Annotated in this window: 20 protein-coding genes and 2 pseudogenes; 21 read left to right on the forward strand and 1 reads right to left on the reverse strand. The window is 73.1% G+C overall.

Going from position 1 to position 20,439, the window contains the following annotated elements:
• The 8 genes and pseudogenes from VE546_RS04430 to nusB form a co-directional block, all read left to right on the forward strand.
• A pseudogene (locus VE546_RS04430) lies at positions 1-141 on the forward strand (chorismate synthase); the annotation flags it as partial.
• Positions 138-653 carry a shikimate kinase gene (locus VE546_RS04435; protein WP_324918589.1) on the forward strand — a complete coding sequence of 172 codons (516 nt, stop codon included), beginning with the start codon at positions 138-140 and terminating at the stop codon, positions 651-653. The pseudogene VE546_RS04430 and the gene VE546_RS04435, both read left to right, overlap by 4 nt.
• Positions 650-1,744: a 3-dehydroquinate synthase gene (aroB, locus tag VE546_RS04440; protein WP_324918592.1), complete on the forward strand. Its 1,095-nt coding sequence runs from the start codon at positions 650-652 to the stop codon at positions 1,742-1,744. Before VE546_RS04435 ends, aroB begins: the two co-directional genes overlap by 4 nt.
• Positions 1,745-1,760: 16 nt before the next feature.
• A pseudogene (locus VE546_RS04445) lies at positions 1,761-2,075 on the forward strand (type II 3-dehydroquinate dehydratase); the annotation flags it as partial.
• Positions 2,076-2,243: 168 nt separating this feature from the next.
• On the forward strand, positions 2,244-3,107 hold the full coding sequence (locus tag VE546_RS04450) for an AAA family ATPase (protein ID WP_324918595.1): 864 nt from the start codon (positions 2,244-2,246) through the stop codon (positions 3,105-3,107).
• A gap of 96 nt (positions 3,108-3,203) precedes the next feature.
• Positions 3,204-4,319 (forward strand): M24 family metallopeptidase, encoded by a 1,116-nt coding sequence (locus VE546_RS04455; RefSeq protein WP_324918597.1) that lies wholly within the window; start codon positions 3,204-3,206, stop codon positions 4,317-4,319.
• Positions 4,320-4,388: 69 nt separating this feature from the next.
• Entirely contained in the window at positions 4,389-4,955 is a 567-nt protein-coding gene (efp, locus tag VE546_RS04460; RefSeq protein WP_324918600.1) for an elongation factor P, read from the forward strand.
• A 2-nt stretch (positions 4,956-4,957) separates the two neighbouring features.
• Complete coding sequence (gene nusB / locus VE546_RS04465) at positions 4,958-5,386, forward strand: transcription antitermination factor NusB (protein ID WP_324918603.1); 429 nt, start codon at positions 4,958-4,960, stop codon at positions 5,384-5,386.
• Positions 5,387-5,623: 237 nt separating this feature from the next.
• Here nusB and bldD read toward each other — a convergent pair whose 3' ends face one another.
• Complete coding sequence (gene bldD / locus VE546_RS04470; protein ID WP_324918606.1) at positions 5,624-6,124, reverse strand: transcriptional regulator BldD; 501 nt, start codon at positions 6,122-6,124, stop codon at positions 5,624-5,626.
• A 218-nt stretch (positions 6,125-6,342) separates the two neighbouring features.
• Between bldD and pyrR the strand changes: the two genes are divergently transcribed.
• The 13 genes from pyrR to VE546_RS04535 all read left to right on the forward strand — a co-directional run.
• On the forward strand, positions 6,343-6,933 hold the full coding sequence (gene pyrR, locus VE546_RS04475; protein WP_324918610.1) for a bifunctional pyr operon transcriptional regulator/uracil phosphoribosyltransferase PyrR: 591 nt from the start codon (positions 6,343-6,345) through the stop codon (positions 6,931-6,933).
• A 124-nt stretch (positions 6,934-7,057) separates the two neighbouring features.
• The gene (locus VE546_RS04480) at positions 7,058-8,056 is read left to right on the forward strand and encodes an aspartate carbamoyltransferase catalytic subunit (protein WP_324918613.1); all 999 of its coding nucleotides are present in this window, start codon (positions 7,058-7,060) and stop codon (positions 8,054-8,056) included.
• A complete protein-coding gene (locus tag VE546_RS04485; RefSeq protein ID WP_324918616.1) occupies positions 8,053-9,345 on the forward strand; it encodes a dihydroorotase in 1,293 nt (430 codons plus the stop codon). Before VE546_RS04480 ends, VE546_RS04485 begins: the two co-directional genes overlap by 4 nt.
• Positions 9,342-9,983, forward strand: coding sequence for a hypothetical protein (locus VE546_RS04490; protein ID WP_324918619.1), 642 nt, complete (start codon positions 9,342-9,344; stop codon positions 9,981-9,983). Before VE546_RS04485 ends, VE546_RS04490 begins: the two co-directional genes overlap by 4 nt.
• Positions 9,980-11,122, forward strand: coding sequence for a glutamine-hydrolyzing carbamoyl-phosphate synthase small subunit (gene carA / locus VE546_RS04495; protein ID WP_324918622.1), 1,143 nt, complete (start codon positions 9,980-9,982; stop codon positions 11,120-11,122). The genes VE546_RS04490 and carA overlap by 4 nt, the downstream gene beginning before the upstream one ends.
• Positions 11,115-14,426, forward strand: coding sequence for a carbamoyl-phosphate synthase large subunit (carB, locus tag VE546_RS04500; protein ID WP_324918625.1), 3,312 nt, complete (start codon positions 11,115-11,117; stop codon positions 14,424-14,426). Before carA ends, carB begins: the two co-directional genes overlap by 8 nt.
• 137 nt (positions 14,427-14,563) lie before the next feature.
• Positions 14,564-15,691, forward strand: coding sequence for a quinone-dependent dihydroorotate dehydrogenase (locus VE546_RS04505; protein WP_324918628.1), 1,128 nt, complete (start codon positions 14,564-14,566; stop codon positions 15,689-15,691).
• A complete protein-coding gene (pyrF, locus tag VE546_RS04510) occupies positions 15,688-16,563 on the forward strand; it encodes an orotidine-5'-phosphate decarboxylase (protein WP_324918630.1) in 876 nt (291 codons plus the stop codon). Before VE546_RS04505 ends, pyrF begins: the two co-directional genes overlap by 4 nt.
• Positions 16,564-16,941: 378 nt before the next feature.
• Complete coding sequence (locus VE546_RS04515; protein WP_093656674.1) at positions 16,942-17,265, forward strand: integration host factor; 324 nt, start codon at positions 16,942-16,944, stop codon at positions 17,263-17,265.
• 38 nt (positions 17,266-17,303) lie between these two features.
• Positions 17,304-17,861: a guanylate kinase gene (gene gmk, locus VE546_RS04520; protein ID WP_324918638.1), complete on the forward strand. Its 558-nt coding sequence runs from the start codon at positions 17,304-17,306 to the stop codon at positions 17,859-17,861.
• A gap of 161 nt (positions 17,862-18,022) precedes the next feature.
• On the forward strand, positions 18,023-18,295 hold the full coding sequence (gene rpoZ / locus VE546_RS04525; RefSeq protein WP_324918640.1) for a DNA-directed RNA polymerase subunit omega: 273 nt from the start codon (positions 18,023-18,025) through the stop codon (positions 18,293-18,295).
• A gap of 157 nt (positions 18,296-18,452) precedes the next feature.
• The gene (gene coaBC / locus VE546_RS04530) at positions 18,453-19,673 is read left to right on the forward strand and encodes a bifunctional phosphopantothenoylcysteine decarboxylase/phosphopantothenate--cysteine ligase CoaBC (protein WP_324918642.1); all 1,221 of its coding nucleotides are present in this window, start codon (positions 18,453-18,455) and stop codon (positions 19,671-19,673) included.
• 232 nt (positions 19,674-19,905) lie between these two features.
• Positions 19,906-20,439: S-adenosylmethionine synthetase N-terminal domain-containing protein (locus tag VE546_RS04535; protein WP_324918645.1), on the forward strand; the 534-nt coding region annotated here is incomplete at its 3' end.

Consider the following 20,439-nt stretch of genomic DNA (forward strand, 5'->3'; position numbering starts at 1 on the left):
GTGCCGGCGGCCGGGATCGTGGCCGAGGCGATGGTGGCGCTGGTGCTGGCCGATGCGGTGGCGGAGAAGTTCGGGGGGGACAGTGTGGCCGAGACCCGCCGCAACGTGACCGGCTACCTCGAGCACCTGGAAATCCGGTGACCTCTCCGGCCGTCGTCCTGGTGGGCCCGCCCGGCGCGGGCAAGACCACCGTGGGCGCCGTGCTCGCCCGGCGGCTCGGGGTCGCCCTGCGCGACACCGACGCCGACATCGAGGCCGCCGCGGGCAAGTCCATCGCGGACATCTTCGTCGACGACGGCGAACCCCACTTCCGTGAACTGGAGCGGCAGGCCGTGCGCGCCGCCGTCACCGGGCACGACGGGGTGCTCGCGCTGGGCGGCGGCGCCGTCCTCGACCCCGGCACCCGTGACCTGCTCACTGGGCTGCCGGTGGTCTTCCTCGACGTGGCGCTCGCCGACGCGGTCAGGCGCGTCGGCCTGGACGCCCCGCGTCCGCTGCTGGCCGTCAACCCCCGGCAGCAGTGGCGCACCCTGATGGAGCAGCGCCGGCCGCTGTACACCCAGGTGGCCCGCGCGGTTGTCGGCACGGAGGGCCGCGACCCCGAAGAGGTCGCCCAAGCGGTCCTGGACGCACTCGAGTTGAAGGACGCATGACTACCGCATCTCCCACCCGCATCACCGTCGGCGGCAGCGCGGGCACCGCGCCGTACGACGTCATCGTCGGACGACAACTGCTCGGCGAACTCCCGGAGCTGATCGGCACCGACGCCCGCCGCGTCGCCGTGATCCACCCCGAGGCGCTGGCCGAGACCGGCGAGGTGCTCCGGACGGACCTGGCCGAGCAGGGCTACGAGGCCATCGCCATCCAGGTGCCCAACGCCGAGGAGGCCAAGACCGCCGAGGTCGCCGCGTACTGCTGGAAGGCACTGGGCACCTCCGGCTTCACCCGCACCGACGTCATCGTCGGCGTCGGCGGGGGAGCCACCACCGATCTGGCGGGCTTCGTCGCCGCGACCTGGCTGCGCGGGGTGCGCTGGATCGCGGTGCCCACCACCGTGCTGGGCATGGTGGACGCCGCGGTCGGCGGCAAGACCGGCATCAACACGGCCGAGGGCAAGAACCTCGTCGGCGCCTTCCACCCCCCGGCGGGCGTGCTGTGCGACCTGGCCGCGCTGGAGTCCCTGCCGGTCCACGACTACGTCAGCGGCCTGGCGGAGGTCATCAAGGCGGGCTTCATCGCCGACCCGGTGATCCTCGACCTGATCGAGGCCGACCCCGAGGCCGCCCGCACCCCCGCCGGACCGCACACCTCCGAGCTGATCGAGCGCTCCATCCGGGTCAAGGCGAAAGTGGTCTCCTCCGACCTGAAGGAGTCGGGCCTGCGGGAGATCCTCAACTACGGCCACACCCTCGGCCACGCCATCGAGAAGAACGAGCGCTACACCTGGCGGCACGGCGCGGCCGTCGCCGTCGGCATGGTCTTCGCCGCCGAACTCGGCCGGATCGCGGGCCGGCTGGACGACGCCACCGCCGACCGCCACCGCGCGATCCTCAAGTCCGTGGGACTGCCCGTCACCTACCGCGGCGACCAGTGGCCCAAGCTGCTGGAGACGATGAAGGTGGACAAGAAGACCCGCGGCGACCGGCTGCGCTTCATCGTCCTGGACGGCCTGGCCAAGCCCACCGTCCTGGAGGGACCGGACCCGGCGATGCTGCTCGCCGCGCACGCGGAGATCGCCGCATGAGCACCGCCGCGCCGGGGAGCCGGGCCTGGAGGGGGAGGTCCGCGAGGCCGACGACGGGGGCGAGGTGATCCGCCGGCCGTACGAGGCCGTGGACGGGTCGGTCCCGGTCGTCCTCGGCCCCGGGGCCTTCCCCCGCCACTCGTACGGCACGCGCGACGCCGCCCGGCGCACCGCGTCGCCGATCGAGGCGCACGTCCCCGACCCGTACGCCCGTGAGGAGTTCCACCGCACCCCGGTGGTGGCGGCCGTGGCCTCGGGCACGACCGCGGGCCTCGGCACCGGCTCCTGCGAGCCGGCCCCGCGCGCCCTCGCCGACCGGCAGGCCGACTGACCGCCGCCTCCGGGCCCGGGCACTCCTCCGCTTCCCCGGCCGTTCACAGAGAGCGTTCACAGAGAATCGGCCGGGGAAGGTACGGTTCGGTACCGGACAGACGGTGACACCCGGTCGGCCCGACCGGGCCCGCCCGGGAGACCTGTACGGAAACGGAGTTGGGACCGGATGCAGCAGTACGGGACGCAGCGGCCCGTCCCGCCCTCGGGCTCCACCCAGGGGCACCCCCAGGGACACCCCCCGCACCCCCACCCCCCGGCACCCCCGCAGCCCGCCGTCCACCCGGGCTGGACCGCACCCCACCAGGTTCCGGCCCCGCCCCCGCCGCCCCCCCAGGCCCCCGCGCACGCCCCCGCACCCGCGCGGCCGGTTCCGGAGGCCACCGGGCACGTCCAACTGCCGCCCGGCGCGCCGGTGCAGATACCGGGCGCCGCCGACCCGGCCGCGGGTCCCGTGACGGTGGAGGCCGCGCACACCGCCGCCGTCGCCGTCCTGCTCATCGGCCCGGCCGGGGCGGGCAAGACCACCGTCGCCCGGTACTGGGCCGACACCCGCCGGGTGCCCACCGCGCACATCAGCCTCGACGACGTGCGCGAATGGGTCCGCTCCGGCTTCGCCGACCCCCAGTCCGGCTGGAACGAGCACTCCGAGGCGCAGTACCGCCTGGCCCGCCGCACCTGCGGCTTCGCCGCCCGCAACTTCCTGGCCAACGGCATCTCCTGCATCCTGGACGACGCCGTCTTCCCCGACCGGCCCGCCGTCGGCCTCGGCGGCTGGAAGCGCCACGTCGGCCCGGGACTGATCCCCGTCGTGCTGCTGCCCGGCCTGGAGGTGGTCCTGGAGCGCAACGCCGAGCGCACCGGCAACCGCCGCCTGTCCGACGAGGAGGTCGCCCGCATCCACGGGCGGATGGCGGGCTGGTACGGCTCCGGCCTGCCCATCATCGACAACTCGCGGCAGGACGTGGCGACCACCGCCCGGCTGCTGGACGAGGCGGTGGCCCGCAGCCTCACCAGCCCGCCGAGCTGGTGACCGCACCCGGCGGCGCGGCGGCCCGGCACGCACCGCCGCCGCCCGTCCGGACGTGTCGGGCGGCCCCCGGCCGCCACCCTGCGTAGGCTCGGAAGCATGTCCGAGGTGCACGCGGCACGCCGCTCACGACTGCGCGACCGCTGGATGGCCGCGGGCAACGAGGCCGCCCTGGTCTCCCGGCCCGCCAACATCCGCTATCTGACCGGCCGTGCCGTCCCCGCCGCGGCCCTGCTGCTCGGCCCCGACGGCCGCGACACCCTGCTGAGCCCTCCGGGGCCCGTCACCGACGGCCGCCCGGAGCCGCCGGGAGGCCCCGACGGCCTGCGCCGCCTCACCCTTCCCGGAATCGCCTCCGACCCGGCCGTCGCCGCCGCCGAGCTGGCCGCCTCGGCGGGCGCGGCGACGCTGGCGGTGGAGGAACACGACCTCACCGTGGCCCGGCACCGGGCCCTGGCCGCGGCCGCGCCCCGGCTGCGCCTGACCGACCTGGGCTGCGCGGTGGAGCAGCAGCGCCTGGTCAAGGACGAGGAGGAGCTGGCGGCCCTGCGGATCGCCGCCGAGATCACCGACCACGCCCTGGGCGAACTGCTGGAGTCCATCCTGGTCGGCCGCACCGAACGCCATCTGGCGCTGGAGCTGGAGAGGCGCCTGATGGACCACGGCGCCGACTGCCCCGCCTTCCCCACCTCCGTCGCCACGGGCCGCAACTCCGGCCTGGCCGGCCACCGGCCCACCGACCGGCGGGTCGAGGAGGGCGACTTCCTGACCGTGCAGCTCGGCGCCCGCTACCGCGGTTACCACTGCCGGATCGGCCGGACCTTCGTGGTCGGCCCCGCCCCCGCCGACTGGCAGATCGAGCTGTACGACCTGGTCTTCGCGGCGCAGCGCGCCGGGCGGGAGGCGCTGGCGCCCGGCGCGGAGTACCGCGAAGTGGACCGGGCGGCCCGCCACCTGCTGGAGGCGGCCGGGTACGGCGAGGCGCTGGCGCCGTACACCGGCCGCGGAGTGGGGCTGGAAATCGGCGAGGACCCGCAGTTGTCACCTGCGGCCATGGGTAAACTGGACGCTTGTGTGCCGGTCACCGTCGAACCGGGGGTCCACCTCCCGGGGCGGGGCGGCGTCCGGATCGACGACACGCTCGTCGTCCGCCCGCAGGCGGACGGCGGACCGGAGCTACTCACCATCACGACCAAGGAGCTGCTCGCCCTCTGATCGGGCCCTGATCGGAAGGCCGCGGTTCTGAGGTCTTCCGCAGCAGCAGTCTCAGGAGATTCCGCGACCGTGGCCACCACGAACGACCTCAAGAACGGCATGGTGCTCAAGCTCGACGGGGGCCAGCTCTGGTCCGTAGTCGAGTTCCAGCACGTCAAGCCCGGCAAGGGCGGCGCCTTCGTCCGCACCAAGCTCAAGAACGTGCTCTCCGGCAAGGTGGTCGACAAGACCTTCAACGCCGGTACCAAGGTGGAGACGGCCACGGTCGACCGGCGCGGCATGCAGTTCTCCTACAAGGACGGCGCCGACTTCGTCTTCATGGACACCCAGACCTTCGACCAGCTGACCATCTCCCCGGAGACCGTCGGCGAGGCCGCCAACTACCTGCTGGAGGGCCAGGACTGCACGGTGGCCATCCACGAGGGCAACCCGCTGTACATCGAGCTCCCGGCCGCCGTCGAGCTGACCGTCGAGTACACCGAGCCGGGCGTCCAGGGCGACCGCTCCACCGGCGGCACCAAGCCCGCCCGGCTGGAGACCGGCTACGAGATCGGGGTGCCGCTCTTCATCACCACCGGTGAGAAGATCAAGGTCGACACCCGCACCGGTGAGTACCTCGGCCGGGTGAACAGCTAACCGTGGCTGCCCGCACCAAGGCCCGCAAACGGGCCTTCCAGATCCTGTTCGAGGCCGACCAGCGCGGCACCGCCGTGACGGCCGTGCTGGCGGACTGGATCCGGCACGCGCGGACCGACAGCCGTCAGCCGCCGGTCGGCGAGTACACGATGCAACTGGTCGAGGGGTACGCCGAGCACGCCGACCGGATCGACGAGCTGATCTCCACCTATGCCGTCGGCTGGACCCTGGACCGGATGCCGGCCGTGGACCGCAACCTCCTGCGGCTCGCCGCCTACGAGCTGATCTGGGAGGACGAGGTGCCCGACGCCGTGGTGATCGACGAGGCGGTGCAGCTCGCCAAGGAGTTCTCCACGGACGACTCCCCGTCCTTCGTCAACGGTCTGCTGGGCCGCCTGAAGGAGCTCAAGCCGACGCTGAGGCGCGTCTGACGCGCCGGACCCTTTGAGACCGGAGCCCGCGGGGCCCGGGACACCACGGTGTCCCGGGCCCCGCGGCGTTCCGCCTCCCGCCGCCCGGACCCTTCCGACGACCGGGGAGACGGGCCGGGGGAGACGGAACGGAACCGCCGCCGGGCGGACCCGGAAGGAGGGCCCGCCCGGCGGCGGTACGTTTCTGCGACTCCTCGATGGTGTGTGCGATGGCTCCGCGGCTGCGCCGCCCGAGCCTCAGGCCTCCTCGTGCTGGACCGCGCGACGCGCGTCGGCGTCCAGCACGCCCCAGTTGATGAGCTGCTCGGTCAGCACCGACGGCGACTGGTCGTAGATCACGGCGAGGGTGCGCAGGTCGTCCTGGCGGATCGACAGCACCTTGCCGTTGTAGTCGCCGCGCTGGCTCTGGATCGTCGCGGCGTACCGCTGCAGCGGGCCGGCCTTCTCGGACGGCAGGTGGGCCAGCCGCTCCAGGTCCAGGACGAGCTTCGGCGGCGGCTCGGCAGCCCCACCCGGCGTGCTGCCCGGCAGAAGCTCCTGCACCGGGACGCCGTAGAAGTCCGCCAGCTCGGCGAGGCGCTGCACGGTCACAGCACGGTCACCGCGCTCGTACGAGCCGACCACGACCGCCTTCCAACGGCCCTGCGACTTCTCCTCGACACCGTGGAGGGAGAGGCCCTGCTGGGTGCGGATGGCGCGGAGCTTGGCTCCGAGCTGTTTGGCGTATTCGCTGGACATATGGCTCCCCGGGGGACGTCTTCGTAACTCACTGTGATGTTACGCAGCGTAATGTCCGGCGTCAAGCCGAGCGGGCCATACGCGGGGGTGCGGGACGCGCACGGCCCCGCGCGGCACCTCCCGGCGAGCGCTGCCCGCGGAGCCTGGTACCGTGGACGGCGCAATCCCGACGTCCTTTAAGGCCCGTCCCGTGAGGCGGGTAAGGAGGTCCGTTCCGCATGGACAGCAACAACGGCGACGACAACGGCGTCGCCCCGGCACGCCCCGTTCTGGAGGCGCCGGACATCGCCCGGGTCCTGACCCGCATCGCCCACGAGATCGTCGAGCGCGCCAAGGGCGCCGACGACGTGGTGCTCCTCGGCATCCCCACCCGCGGCACGCACCTGGCCCGGCGGCTGGGCACCAGGCTGGCGGAGATCACCGGACGGCCCCTGCCGGTCGGCTCGCTCGACATCACCATGTACCGCGACGACCTGCGGATGCGTCCGGCCCGCGCGCTGGCCCGCACCGAGATCCCCGGCGAGGGCATCGACGGACGACTGGTCGTCCTGGTCGACGACGTGCTCTTCTCCGGCCGCACCATCCGGGCCGCCCTCGACGCGCTGGGCGACATCGGCCGCCCCCGCGCCGTACAGCTCGCGGTCCTCGTCGACCGCGGCCACCGCGAACTGCCGATCCGCGCCGACTACGTCGGCAAGAACCTCCCCACGTCGCTGCGGGAGACGGTCAAGGTCCAGCTCACCGAGGAGGACGGCCGCGACGGCGTGCTCCTCGGCGCCCGCGAGACCGCTCCGGTCGGCGAGCAGTAGCGCTCCTTATCGCCCCGTCCCCGCCCGCGCCCGACGCTCCGGGTTCCGCCCCGCGGACACCCGGCGCGCACCCGCGCGCGGGCGCCGCCTGCCCGCTCCGCCCACCCTCCACGGAAGGCAACAGATGAAGCGCCACCTCATCTCGGCCGCCGACCTCACCCGCGACGACGCCGTCCTGATCCTGGACACCGCCGAGGAGCTGGCCCGGGTCGCCGACCGGCCGATCAAGAAGCTGCCGACCCTGCGCGGCCGCACCGTCGTCAACCTCTTCTTCGAGGACTCCACCCGCACCCGGATCTCGTTCGAGGCCGCCGCCAAGCGGCTCTCCGCCGACGTCATCAACTTCTCCGCCAAGGGCTCCTCGGTCTCCAAGGGGGAGTCGCTCAAGGACACCGCGATGACCCTGGAGGCGATGGGAGCCGACGCCGTCGTCATACGCCACCACGACTCCGGCGCCCCGCACCGCCTGGCCACCTCCGGCTGGATCGGCGGCTCGGTCGTCAACGCCGGGGACGGCACCCACGAGCACCCCACCCAGGCGCTGCTGGACGCCTTCACCCTGCGCCGCCGCCTCGTCGGAGGGCCCGACGGGGGAGTCGGGCACGACCTGGCCGGGTGCCGGGTCACCATCGTCGGCGACGTCCTGCACAGCCGTGTCGCCCGCTCCAACGTGCACCTGCTCACCACGCTCGGCGCCGAGGTCACCCTGGTCGCCCCGCCCACCCTGGTGCCGATCGGGGTGGAGGGGTGGCCGTGCGAGGTCTCCTACGACCTGGACGCCGTGCTGCCCAAGTCCGACGCCGTGATGATGCTGCGGGTGCAGCGCGAGCGGATGAGCGCCGCCTTCTTCCCCACCGAGCGCGAGTACGCCCGCCGCTACGGCCTGGACGCCCAGCGCATGGCGCGGATGCCCGACCACGCCGTCGTGATGCACCCCGGCCCGATGAACCGCGGCATGGAGATCACCGCCGAGGTCGCCGACTCCGACCGCTGCACGGCCGTGGAGCAGGTCGGGAACGGCGTCAGCATCCGGATGGCCGTCCTCTACCTCCTGCTGGGCGGCGCCGAACCGGCCGTCGGCGCCCCCGCCCCCGCCACCACCCGGCCCGAGGAGACCAAGTGACCAAGAGCACCTACCTGATCCGCGGCGCGCGGATCCTCGGCGGCGAGCCCGCGGACGTACGGATCGACGGCGGGATCGTCGCCGAGACCGGCCGCGGCCTGTCCGCCGAGGGCGCCACCGTGATCGACGCCGACGGGCAGATCCTGCTGCCGGGCCTGGTGGACCTCCACACCCACCTGCGCGAACCCGGACGCGAGGACTCCGAGACCGTCCTGACCGGCACCCGCGCCGCCGCGGCCGGCGGCTACACCGCCGTCCACGCCATGGCCAACACCTTCCCCGTGGCCGACACCGCGGGCGTGGTCGAGCAGGTCTGGCGGCTGGGCCGGGAGTCCGGCTACTGCGACGTGCAGCCGGTCGGCGCCGTCACCATCGGGCTGGAGGGCAAGCAGCTCGCCGAACTGGGCGCGATGCACGACTCGGCCGCGTCCGTGCGGGTCTTCTCCGACGACGGCAAGTGCGTGGACGACGCGGTGATCATGCGCCGGGCGCTGGAGTACGTCAAAGCCTTCGACGGCGTCATCGCCCAGCACGCCCAGGAGCCGCGTCTGACCGAGGGCGCGCAGATGAACGAGGGCGCGGTCTCCGCCGAGCTGGGGCTGGGCGGCTGGCCCGCGGTCGCCGAGGAGGCGATCATCGCCCGCGACGTGCTGCTGGCCGCGCACGTCGGCTCCCGGCTGCACATCTGCCACCTGTCCACCGCCGGCTCGGTGGAGATCGTGCGCTGGGCCAAGTCCAAGGGCTGGAACGTCACCGCCGAGGTCACCCCGCACCACCTGCTGCTCACCGACGAGCTGGTGCGCTCCTACGACCCGGTGTACAAGGTGAACCCGCCGCTGCGCACCGAGGCCGACGTACAGGCCCTGCGCGAGGCGCTGGCCGACGGCACCATCGACTGCGTCGCCACCGACCACGCCCCGCACCCGCACGAGGACAAGGACTGCGAGTGGGGTGCCGCGGCCATGGGCATGATCGGCCTGGAGACCGCCCTGTCCGTCGTCCAGCACACCATGGTCGACACCGGGCTGCTGGACTGGGCGGGCGTCGCCGACCGGATGTCCTTCCGGCCCGCGGCCATCGGCCGGCTCGCCGGCCACGGCCGGCCCATCTCGGCAGGTGAGCCCGCCAACCTCACCCTGGTCGATCCGTCCTACCGTGGAGCGGTGGATTCCGCGCGCTTCGCGTCCCGCAGCCGCAACACCCCCTACCAGGGCCGCGAACTGCCGGGCCGGATCACGCACACCTTCCTGCGGGGCAGGGCGACAGTCATGGACGGAAAGCTCGTATGAACCTCTCACCGGCACTGCTGGTCACCCACGCCGCCGAACCCGCCTCGCGGGAGGTGACCGACTGGGCCCCCCGGATCGCCTGGGTGGTCGGGCTCGCGCTGGTCGTCGCCCTGCTGTACTGGCTGATGCGGGAGGGCTGGAAGTGGCGGGCGCTGCTCCAGTCCGACCTGCCCGAACTGCCGCAGGAGCCCGCGGAGCCGGGCGAGCCGAAGCTGACCATGACCGGCCGCTACCACGGCTCCACCACGGCCGGGCAGTGGCTCGACCGGATCGTCGCCCACGGCCTGGGCACCCGCAGCCGCGCGGAACTCACCCTCACCGAGCACGGCGTGGCCGTCGTACGGCCCGGAGCGGCGGACTTCTTCATCCCCGCCGACCGACTGCGCGACGCCCGGCTCGACAAGGGCATCGCGGGCAAGGTGCTCACCGAGGGCGGCCTGCTGGTGATCACCTGGGAGCACGGCGGGAAGCTGCTGGACTCCGGCTTCCGCTCCGACCGCGCCGCCGAGCACGCCGCCTGGCGGGACGCGGTCCGGGAGCTGGCCCGCGGCGCCCGCGGGACCACCGGGACCACCGACGATCTCCACGGCACCACCGAAGCTGCCGCCACCACGCACCACGAGGAAGGCGCACGATGACGACCTCCACCCGCAAAGCCGCGAAGGTGCCCGCCGTACTCGTCCTGGAGGACGGCCGCGTCTTCCGCGGCCGGGCCTACGGGGCCGTGGGCGAGACCCTCGGCGAGGCCGTTTTCTCCACCGGCATGACCGGCTACCAGGAGACCCTGACCGACCCGTCCTACCACCGCCAGGTGGTCGTCATGACGGCCCCGCACATCGGCAACACCGGCGTCAACGACGAGGACCCCGAGTCCGGACGGATCTGGGTGGCCGGCTACGTCGTACGCGACCCCGCCCGCGTGCCCTCCAACTGGCGCTCGGTGCGGACCCTGGACGAGGAGCTGACCGCCCAGGGCGTCGTCGGCATCAGCGGCGTCGACACCCGGGCCCTCACCCGCCACCTGCGCGAGCGCGGCGCGATGCGGGTGGGCATCTTCTCCGGCGACGCCGTCACGGACGAGGCGACGATGCTGGCCAAGGTGCGCAGCGCCCCCCAGATGACCGGCGCCGACCTGGCCGCCGAGGTCGCCACCGCCGAGCCCTACACCGTCCCCGCGATCGGCACCAAGCGGTTCACCGTCGCCGCCGTGGACCTGGGCATCAAGGGCATGACCCCCCGCCGGATGGCCGAGCGCGGCGTCGAGGTCCACGTGCTCCCCGCCACGGCCACGCTCGACGACGTCTACGCCGTCGACCCGGACGGGGTGTTCTTCTCCAACGGGCCCGGCGACCCCGCGACCGCCGACCACCCCGTCTCCGTCATGCGCGGCGTGCTGGAGCGCTCCACGCCGCTGTTCGGCATCTGCTTCGGCAACCAGGTCCTCGGCCGCGCGCTCGGCTTCGGCACCTACAAGCTGAAGTACGGCCACCGCGGCATCAACCAGCCCGTGCAGGACCGCACCACGGGCAAGGTGGAGGTCACCGCGCACAACCACGGCTTCGCCGTGGACGCCCCCCTCGACGGGCCCAGCGACACCCCCTACGGCCGCGTCGAGGTCTCCCACGTCTGCCTCAACGACGGAGTGGTCGAGGGCCTGCGGCTGCTCGACCGCCCCGCGTTCAGCGTCCAGTACCACCCCGAGGCGGCGGCCGGCCCCCACGACGCCGCCTACCTCTTCGACCGGTTCGTCTCCCTGATGGAGGGCCAGCGTGCCTAAGCGCACCGATATCCAGTCCGTCCTGGTCATCGGCTCCGGCCCGATCGTCATCGGGCAGGCCGCCGAGTTCGACTACTCCGGCACCCAGGCGTGCCGCGTCCTGAAGGCCGAGGGCCTGCGGGTCATCCTGGTCAACTCCAACCCTGCCACGATCATGACCGATCCGGAGATCGCCGACGCCACGTACGTCGAGCCGATCACCCCGGAGTTCGTCGAGAAGATCATCGCCAAGGAGCGCCCCGACGCGCTGCTGCCCACCCTCGGCGGCCAGACCGCGCTGAACACCGCGATCGCCCTCCACGAGTCGGGCGCCCTGGAGCGCTACGGGGTGGAGCTGATCGGCGCCAACGTCGAGGCGATCCGCAAGGGCGAGGACCGCGACCAGTTCAAGGAGGTCGTGGAGCGCGTCCGGGAGAAGATCGGACACGGCGAGTCCGCCCGCTCGATCATCTGCCACTCCATGGAGGAGGTCCTGGCGGGCGTGGAGCGGCTCGGCGGCTACCCCGTGGTCGTCCGCCCCTCCTTCACCATGGGCGGCGCGGGCTCCGGCTTCGCGCACGACGAGGACGAGCTGCGCCGCATCGCCGGGCAGGGCCTGGCGCTCTCCCCGACCACCGAGGTGCTCCTGGAGGAGTCCATCCTCGGCTGGAAGGAGTACGAGCTGGAGCTGATGCGCGACCGCAACGACAACGTCGTGGTCGTCTGCTCCATCGAGAACCTCGACCCGATGGGCGTCCACACCGGCGACTCGATCACCGTCGCCCCGGCGATGACGCTCACCGACCGCGAGTACCAGGTGCTGCGCGACATCGGCATCGCGGTCATCCGCGAGGTCGGCGTGGACACCGGCGGCTGCAACATCCAGTTCGCCGTCAACCCGGAGGACGGCCGGGTCATCGTCATCGAGATGAACCCCCGCGTCTCCCGCTCCTCGGCGCTGGCGTCGAAGGCCACCGGCTTCCCGATCGCCAAGATCGCCGCCAAGCTGGCCGTGGGCTACACCCTCGACGAGATCCCCAACGACATCACCGAGCAGACCCCGGCCTCCTTCGAGCCCACCCTCGACTACGTGGTGGTCAAGGTCCCGCGGTTCGCGTTCGAGAAGTTCCCGGCCGCCGACTCCACCCTCACCACCACCATGAAGTCGGTGGGCGAGGCCATGGCCATCGGCCGCAACTTCCCCGAGGCGCTGAACAAGGCGCTGCGCTCGTTGGAGAAGAAGGGCAGCCAGTTCGACTTCACCGGCGAAGCCGGGGACAAGGACGAGCTGCTGGAGGCGGCCCGGCGCCCCACCGACGGCAGGCTCAACACCGTCATGGCCGCCATCCGGGCCGGGGCGAGCCCCGAGGAGGTCCACGAGGCCACCAGGATCGACCCCTGGTTCGTCGACCAGCTCTTCCTGATCAAGGAGATCGCCGACGAGCTGGCCGCCGCCGACCGGCTCGAACCCGAACTGCTGGCCGAGGCCAAGCGGTACGGCTTCTCCGACGCGCAGATCGCCGCGATCCGGGGACTGCGCGAGGACGTCGTCCGCGAGGTCCGCCACGCGCTGGGCGTGCGCCCCGTCTACAAGACGGTCGACACCTGCGCCGCCGAGTTCGCCGCGAAGACCCCGTACTTCTACTCCTCCTACGACGAGGAGAGCGAGGTCGCGCCGCGCGAGAAGCCCGCCGTGATCATCCTCGGCTCGGGCCCGAACCGCATCGGCCAGGGCATCGAGTTCGACTACTCCTGCGTGCACGCCTCCTTCGCGCTGCGCGACGCGGGCTACGAGACGGTGATGATCAACTGCAACCCCGAGACCGTCTCCACCGACTACGACACCTCCGGCCGGCTGTACTTCGAGCCGCTCACCCTGGAGGACGTCCTGGAGGTCGTCCACGCCGAGCAGCAGGCCGGCCCCGTCGCGGGCGTCATCGTCCAGCTCGGCGGCCAGACCCCCCTCGGCCTGGCCCAGGGGCTCAAGGACAACGGCGTGCCCATCGTGGGCACCTCCCCGGAGGCCATCCACCTCGCCGAGGACCGCGGCGCCTTCGGCCGCGTGCTGGCCGAGGCCGGACTGCCCGCGCCCAAGTACGGCACCGCCTTCTCCTTCGCCGAGGCCAAGGAGATCGCCGCCGGGATCGGCTACCCGGTGATGGTCCGCCCCTCCTACGTGCTGGGCGGGCGCGGCATGGAGATCGTCTACGACGAGCCGTCGCTCGCGGAGTACCTGGAGCGCCACGCGGGCCTGATCTCCGAGCACCCCGTGCTGATCGACCGGTTCCTCGACGACGCCATAGAGATCGACGTCGACGCGCTCTACGACGGCACCGAGCTGTACCTCGGCGGCGTGATGGAGCACATCGAGGAGGCGGGCATCCACTCCGGGGACTCCGCCTGCGCGCTGCCCCCGATCACCCTCGGCGGCCACGACATCAAGCGGCTGCGGGCCTCCACCGAGGCCATCGCGCGCGGCGTGGGGGTGCGCGGACTGATCAACATCCAGTTCGCGCTGGCCGGGGACATCCTCTACGTGCTGGAGGCCAACCCGCGCGCCTCCCGCACCGTCCCCTTCACCTCCAAGGCCACGGCCGTACCCCTGGCCAAGGCCGCCGCCCGGATCTCGCTGGGCGCCACCATCGCCGAACTGCGGGCCGAGGGGCTGCTGCCGGCCACCGGGGACGGCGGCACCCTGCCGCTGGACGCGCCGATCTCGGTGAAGGAGGCCGTGCTGCCCTGGAGCCGCTTCCGGGACGCCCACGGCCGCGGCGTGGACACCGTGCTCGGCCCGGAGATGCGCTCGACCGGCGAGGTCATGGGCATCGACTCGGTCTTCGGCACCGCCTACGCCAAGTCGCAGGCGGGGGCGTACGGCGCGCTGCCGACCAAGGGCCGGGCCTTCGTCTCCGTCGCCAACCGCGACAAGCGCTCCATGATCTTCCCGGCGCGCGAGCTGGTCGCCATGGGCTTCGAGCTGCTGGCCACCTCCGGCACCGCCGAGGTGCTGCGCCGCAACGGCATCAACGCCACCGTGGTGCGCAAGCACAGCGAGGGCGAGGGGCCGGGCGGGGAGAAGACCATCGTCCAGCTCATCCACGACGGCGAGGTCGACCTCATCGTCAACACCCCCTACGGCACCGGGAGCCGGCTGGACGGCTACGACATCCGCACCGCCGCGGTCGCCCGCGGCGTCCCCTGCCTGACCACGGTCCAGGCCCTGGCGGCCGCCGTGCAGGGCATCGACGCCATGTCGCGCGGGGAGGTCGGGGTCCGCTCCCTCCAGGAGCACGCGGAGCACCTGATCGCCGCCCGCGAGAGGTGACGGGGTGAGACGGGAGGGGGGACGCCGGCCGCCGGTGTCCCCCCTCCCGCGAGAGCCCGCACCCCGAGCCCTCCGCAGCGAGCCCTCCGCAGGATCCGCAGGAGGAGCCCCCCGTCCCGCCGCCCGGAAGACCCCGCATGTACTCCCTGCTGTTCCACCTGCTCCTCAAGCGCCTCGACCCCGAGCGGGCGCACCACCTGGCGTTCGCCCTGATCCGGCTGGTCGCCCGCGTCCCCGGGCTGCGCGCGCTCGTCGCGGCCGTCCTCGCCCCGGGCCGGGCGCAGGCGCGCGCCCTGGCCACCGAGGCCCTCGGCCTGCGCATGCGCGGCCCCTTCGGGCTGGCCGCGGGCTTCGACAAGAACGCGGTCGGCATCGACGGGCTCACCATGCTCGGCTTCGACCACGTCGAGGTCGGCACCGTCACCGCGCAGCCCCAGCCCGGCAACCCCCGGCCGCGGCTGTTCCGCCTGGTGGGCGACCGCGCCCTGGTCAACCGGATGGGCTTCAACAACGACGGCTCCGCCGCCGTGGCCGCCCGCCTCGCCGCCCGCCGGGCCGTCTTCCCCGCCACCGTCGGCGTCAACATCGGCAAGACCAAGGTCGTCCCGGAGAGCGAGGCCACGGACGACTACGTGACCTCCACCGGACGGCTGGCCCCGTACGCGGACTACCTCGTCGTCAACGTCTCCTCGCCCAACACCCCCGGCCTGCGGAACCTCCAGGCCACCGAGCACCTGCGCCCGCTGCTGACGGCCGTGCGCGCCGCCGCCGACGCCGCGGTGCCCGACCGCCGCGTGCCGCTGCTGGTCAAGATCGCCCCCGACCTGGCCGACGAGGACGTCGACGCGGTCGCCGACCTCGCCGTCGAACTGGGCCTGGACGGCATCATCGCCACCAACACCACCATCGCCCGTGACGGCCTGGGCCTGACCACCGGCCGCGCGGAGATCGAGGCCATCGGCGCCGGCGGCCTGTCCGGCGCGCCGCTGAAGGACCGCTCCCTGGCGGTGCTGCGCCGCCTGTACGCGCGGGTCGGCGACCGCGTCACCCTGATCGGGGTCGGCGGAGTGCGGACCGCCGACGACGTCTGGGAGCGCATCCTGGCCGGCGCCACCCTCGTCCAGGGCTACAGCGCCTTCGTCTACGAGGGCCCGCTGTGGTGCCGCCGCATCCACCGGGGCCTGGCCGCGAAGCTGGCCGCGAGCCCGTACGCCACCCTCGCCGAGGCCGTCGGCGCCGACACCCGGAAGGCCACCTCCCGATGACCAGCCCCGAGACCCGCCGCCCGTCCTCCCCGTCCCCGTCGTCCCCCGAGCCCTTCGGCGCCCGGCTGCGCCGCGCCATGGACACCCGCGGCCCGCTGTGCGTCGGCATCGATCCGCACCCCTCGCTGCTGACCGCCTGGGGGCTGGACGACGACGTGGCGGGCCTGGAGCGGTTCACGCGCACGGTCGTGGACGCCCTCGCCGACCGGGTGGCCGTCCTCAAGCCGCAGTCCGCCTTCTTCGAGCGCTTCGGCTCGCGCGGCGTCGCCGTGCTGGAGCGGGCGATCGCCGACGCCCGCTCGGCCGGGGCGCTGGTGCTGACCGACGCCAAGCGCGGCGACATCGGCTCCACCATGGCCGCCTACGCCGCGGCCTACCTCGACCCGGGCAGCCCGCTGTTCTCCGACGCGGTGACCGTCAGCCCGTACCTCGGCTTCGGGTCGCTGCGGCCGGCCCTGGACGCGGCGCGGTCCGCCGGCGCGGGCGTCTTCGTGCTGGCGCTCACCTCCAACCCGGAGGGCGCCGAGGTGCAGCGCGCCACGGCGGCGGGCGGCGCGTCGGTCGCCCAGACGGTGCTCGACCACATCGCCCGGGAGAACGCCGGGGCCCGGCCGCTGGGCTCGGTCGGCGCGGTGGTGGGCGCGACGCTGGGGGAGGCCGGGGTGAATTTGTCGGTGGGCGGCCCGCTGCTGGCCCCGGGGCTGGGGGCCCAGGGAGCCACCGCCGAGGACCTTCCCCGGGTGTTCGGGGACGCCGTGGGCAACGTCGTGCCGAGCATCAGCCGGGGCGTCCTCGGGCACGGTCCGTCGGCGGTGGCCCTGCGGGAGTCCGCCGCACGGGAGACCGACCGCCTCCGGGCGGTCCTGGGGTGATCCCCGGCATCCGCCGCGGGCCCCGCCGCCGGGCCCCGTCACCGGCCCGGGCGGGGACCGCGGGGGGCGCCGCACGGGCAGCCATGCGGACAGTTGTGCGGGGTCCGGAAGCGCGGAAAACCGCGAAATCGACCCTCTCGATCGGTGTTTTGTCCGCAAATGTCCCGGCAGACTGGAGTCTGACCAGGACTTTTCGTCTGTTCTCGCTGACTCTGGCGCTCAAGGCCGCTAGTCTCCGACGAGAGCACCGCGGATCCTGGGTCTTCCCAGGTCCGGGAGGACCGAGGGGACGTGTTGCTCGTTGCTCCGCAGGTGCGGGGCTACTAGGTTCCTCACCGATCCATATCCGACCAGTTCGACATCCGAGGTGACGTAGGCGTGGCTCTTCCGCCCCTTACCCCTGAACAGCGCGCAGCCGCGCTCGAGAAGGCCGCCGCGGCTCGCCGGGAGCGCGCCGAGGTCAAGAACCGACTGAAGCACTCCGGCGCCTCGCTCCACGAGGTCATCAAGCAGGGCCAGGAGAACGACGTGATCGGCAAGATGAAGGTCTCCGCTCTCCTGGAGTCCCTGCCCGGCGTCGGCAAGGTCCGGGCCCGCCAGATCATGGAGCGGCTCGGCATCTCCGAAAGCCGCCGGGTGCGTGGCCTGGGCTCCAACCAGATCGCCTCCCTCGAGCGCGAGTTCGGCGGCGGCTCCGCCTGACGTTCCCAGGCTTCCTGGGAACCAGGAATAATCGCCGTATGAGTGAACGTCCGCGGCTGACCGTGCTCTCCGGCCCCTCCGGGGTCGGCAAGAGCACGGTCGTCGCTCATCTGCGCAAGGTCCACCCCGAGATCTGGCTCTCGGTGTCCGTCACCACCCGCAAGCCCCGCCCCGGGGAGCGGCACGGCGTCCAGTACTTCTTCGTGGACGACGAGGAGTTCGACAAGCTGGTCGCCAACGGCGAGCTGCTGGAGTGGGCCGAGTTCGCGGGCAACCGGTACGGGACCCCCCGGCAGGCCGTGCAGGAGCGGCTGGAGGCGGGTGACCCGGTGCTGCTGGAGATCGACCTCCAGGGCGCGCGGCTGGTGCGCGCGTCGATGCCCGAGGCCCGGCTCGTCTTCCTCGCCCCGCCGAGCTGGGAGGAACTGGTCCGCCGGCTCACCGGCCGGGGCACCGAGTCCCCCGAGGTCATCGAGCGGCGGCTGGAGGCGGCCAGAATCGAGCTGGCGGCCGAGTCGGAGTTCGACGTGACCCTGGTCAACACCTCCGTCGAGGACGTCAGCCGCGAGCTGCTAGCCTTGATGCAGGATTCGTGATCGTCGCCGGACGGCCGGGCGGGACCGCCACCGGGCCCCGGGGCACCGGCGGTGGGTTCCCGGCTCCGGAACGTCCGGCACCGGGCCTCGCCTGACTCGGCACCGACGAGTCCGGTCGTCGGATCACAGCCCGTCTTATCCACCGCAGCGGAAGGTAGAGCGTGTCCTCTTCCATGACCACGCCCGAGGGCATCATCAACCCGCCGATCGATGAGCTGCTTGAGGCCACCGACTCCAAGTACAGCCTGGTGATCTACGCCGCCAAGCGCGCGCGCCAGATCAACGCCTACTACTCCCAGCTCGGCGAGGGCCTGCTGGAGTACGTCGGCCCGCTGGTGGACACCCACGTCCACGAGAAGCCGCTGTCGATCGCGCTCCGCGAGATCAACGCGGGCCTGCTGACCGCCGAGGCCGTCGACAACCCGGCGCAGTAGTGGTCGCGGGCCGCCCCGGCGGTCTCACCGGAACACCACACACGGGCCCGGCAGCACGGCTGCCGGGCCCGTGGTGTGTCATGGGAGCCGCGGCGCGTCCGCGTTGCGCGGATGCAACCGCGAGGAACACGGCCACGGAAGCGGGGAGAGGCGAGGGATGGACACGTCCGGCAAGCCCAGGGTGGTCCTGGGAGTCAGCGGCGGGATCGCGGCCTACAAGGCGTGCGAGCTGCTGCGGCGGCTGACCGAGTCCGGCCACGACGTACGGGTGGTGCCGACCGGCTCGGCGCTGAACTTCGTCGGCGAGGCCACCTGGGCGGCGCTGTCCGGCAACCCGGTGACGACCGGCGTCTGGGAGGGCGTCCACGAGGTCCCGCACGTACGCATCGGCCAGGCGGCCGACCTGGTCGTCGTCGCGCCCGCCACCGCCGACGTCCTGGCCCGGGCCGCCCACGGCCTCGCGGACGACCTGCTGACCAACACCCTGCTCACCGCCCGCTGCCCGGTGGTCTTCGCGCCCGCCATGCACACCGAGATGTGGGAGCACCCCGCCACCCAGGAGAACGTGGCCACGCTGCGCCGCCGTGGCGCGGTCGTCATCGAGCCCGCCGTCGGGCGGCTGACCGGGGCGGACACCGGCAAGGGGCGGCTGCCGGAGCCCGGCGAGATCTTCGAGGTCTGCCGCCGGGTCCTCGCCCGCGGGCCGGGGCAGGAGCGGGACCTGGCCGGACGCCACGTCGTGATCAGCGCGGGCGGCACCCGGGAGCCGCTGGACCCGGTGCGGTTCCTGGGCAACCGCTCCTCGGGCAGGCAGGGGTACGCCCTGGCCCGTACGGCGGTGGCGCGCGGCGCGCGGGTCACCCTCGTCGCCGCCAACACCGCCCTGCCCGATCCCGCGGGTGCGGACGTGGTGCCGGTGGGGACGGCCGTGCAGTTGAGGGAGGCCGTGCTGAAGGCCGCCGCGGACGCGGACGCGGTGGTCATGGCCGCGGCCGTGGCCGACTTCCGGCCGGCCCACTACGCCCAGGGCAAGATCAAGAAGCGGGACGGCCAGGAGCCGGAACCGGTCCTTCTGGTCCGCAACCCCGACATCCTCGCCGAACTCTCCGCGCAGCGCGCCCGCCCCGGACAGGTGGTCGTCGGCTTCGCGGCCGAGACCGACGACGTCCTGGCCAACGGGCGCGCCAAGCTCGCCCGCAAGGGATGCGACCTGCTGGTCGTCAACGAGGTCGGAGAGCACAGGACGTTCGGCGCGGAGGAGAACGAGGCCGTCATCCTGGGAGCCGACGGCAGCGAGACGCCCGTACCGCACGGCCCCAAGGAGGCCCTCGCCGACACGGTGTGGGACAGGGTCGTCCCCCTGCTGAACCGCGGGTGACCACCGGGAGGGCGGATGCCCCGGGCCGTCCGGGCGTCCGCCCTCCGTCGCACACGGCCTCCGCCGCCCCACGCGTCCCGTGCGGCCTGGCGCGAACATGTCGGAGTGCGAGACGTCATGGTGGGCTCCCGGGAGGCTGCGGATAGACTGACGGCTGACCGCGCTCGGGCACGCCCGCTGCCCGGTCCGCACACGAAATCAGCCAGCAGCCGCTGCAACCCCAGGGAGCGATGTGTCTCGCCGCCTGTTCACCTCGGAGTCTGTGACCGAGGGTCACCCCGACAAGATCGCTGACCAGATCAGCGACACCATCCTCGACGCCCTTCTGGCCCAGGACCCCACCTCCCGCGTCGCCGTGGAGACGATGATCACCACCGGGCTGGTGCACGTGGCCGGCGAGGTGACCACCTCCGCCTACGCCGACATCCCCACCCTGGTGCGCAACAAGGTCCTGGAGATCGGCTACGACTCCTCCAAGAAGGGCTTCGACGGGGCCTCGTGCGGAGTGTCGGTGTCCATCGGCGCGCAGTCGCCGGACATCGCCCAGGGCGTGGACGCCGCCTGGGAGGCCCGGGTGGAGGGCGATGCGGACGAGCTGGACCGGCAGGGCGCCGGCGACCAGGGGCTGATGTTCGGCTACGCCTGCGATGAGACCCCGGCGCTGATGCCGCTGCCGATCCACCTGGCCCACCGGCTGGCCCGCCGGCTGACCGAGGTGCGCAAGAACGGCACCGTGCCCTACCTGCGCCCGGACGGCAAGACCCAG

This window comes from Streptomyces sp., assembly GCF_035644915.1.
GTDB lineage: Bacteria > Actinomycetota > Actinomycetes > Streptomycetales > Streptomycetaceae > Streptomyces.

Coding starts and splice junctions, on each gene's coding strand:
- aroB (WP_324918592.1), top strand. CDS start 650: ATGACTACCGCATCTCCCACCCGCATCACCGTCGGCGGCAGCGCGGGC.
- VE546_RS04450 (WP_324918595.1), top strand. CDS start 2,244: ATGCAGCAGTACGGGACGCAGCGGCCCGTCCCGCCCTCGGGCTCCACC.
- VE546_RS04455 (WP_324918597.1), top strand. CDS start 3,204: ATGTCCGAGGTGCACGCGGCACGCCGCTCACGACTGCGCGACCGCTGG.
- bldD (WP_324918606.1), bottom strand. CDS start 6,124: ATGTCCAGCGAATACGCCAAACAGCTCGGAGCCAAGCTCCGCGCCATC.
- pyrR (WP_324918610.1), top strand. CDS start 6,343: ATGGACAGCAACAACGGCGACGACAACGGCGTCGCCCCGGCACGCCCC.
- VE546_RS04480 (WP_324918613.1), top strand. CDS start 7,058: ATGAAGCGCCACCTCATCTCGGCCGCCGACCTCACCCGCGACGACGCC.
- VE546_RS04490 (WP_324918619.1), top strand. CDS start 9,342: ATGAACCTCTCACCGGCACTGCTGGTCACCCACGCCGCCGAACCCGCC.
- carA (WP_324918622.1), top strand. CDS start 9,980: ATGACGACCTCCACCCGCAAAGCCGCGAAGGTGCCCGCCGTACTCGTC.
- VE546_RS04505 (WP_324918628.1), top strand. CDS start 14,564: ATGTACTCCCTGCTGTTCCACCTGCTCCTCAAGCGCCTCGACCCCGAG.
- pyrF (WP_324918630.1), top strand. CDS start 15,688: ATGACCAGCCCCGAGACCCGCCGCCCGTCCTCCCCGTCCCCGTCGTCC.
- gmk (WP_324918638.1), top strand. CDS start 17,304: ATGAGTGAACGTCCGCGGCTGACCGTGCTCTCCGGCCCCTCCGGGGTC.
- coaBC (WP_324918642.1), top strand. CDS start 18,453: ATGGACACGTCCGGCAAGCCCAGGGTGGTCCTGGGAGTCAGCGGCGGG.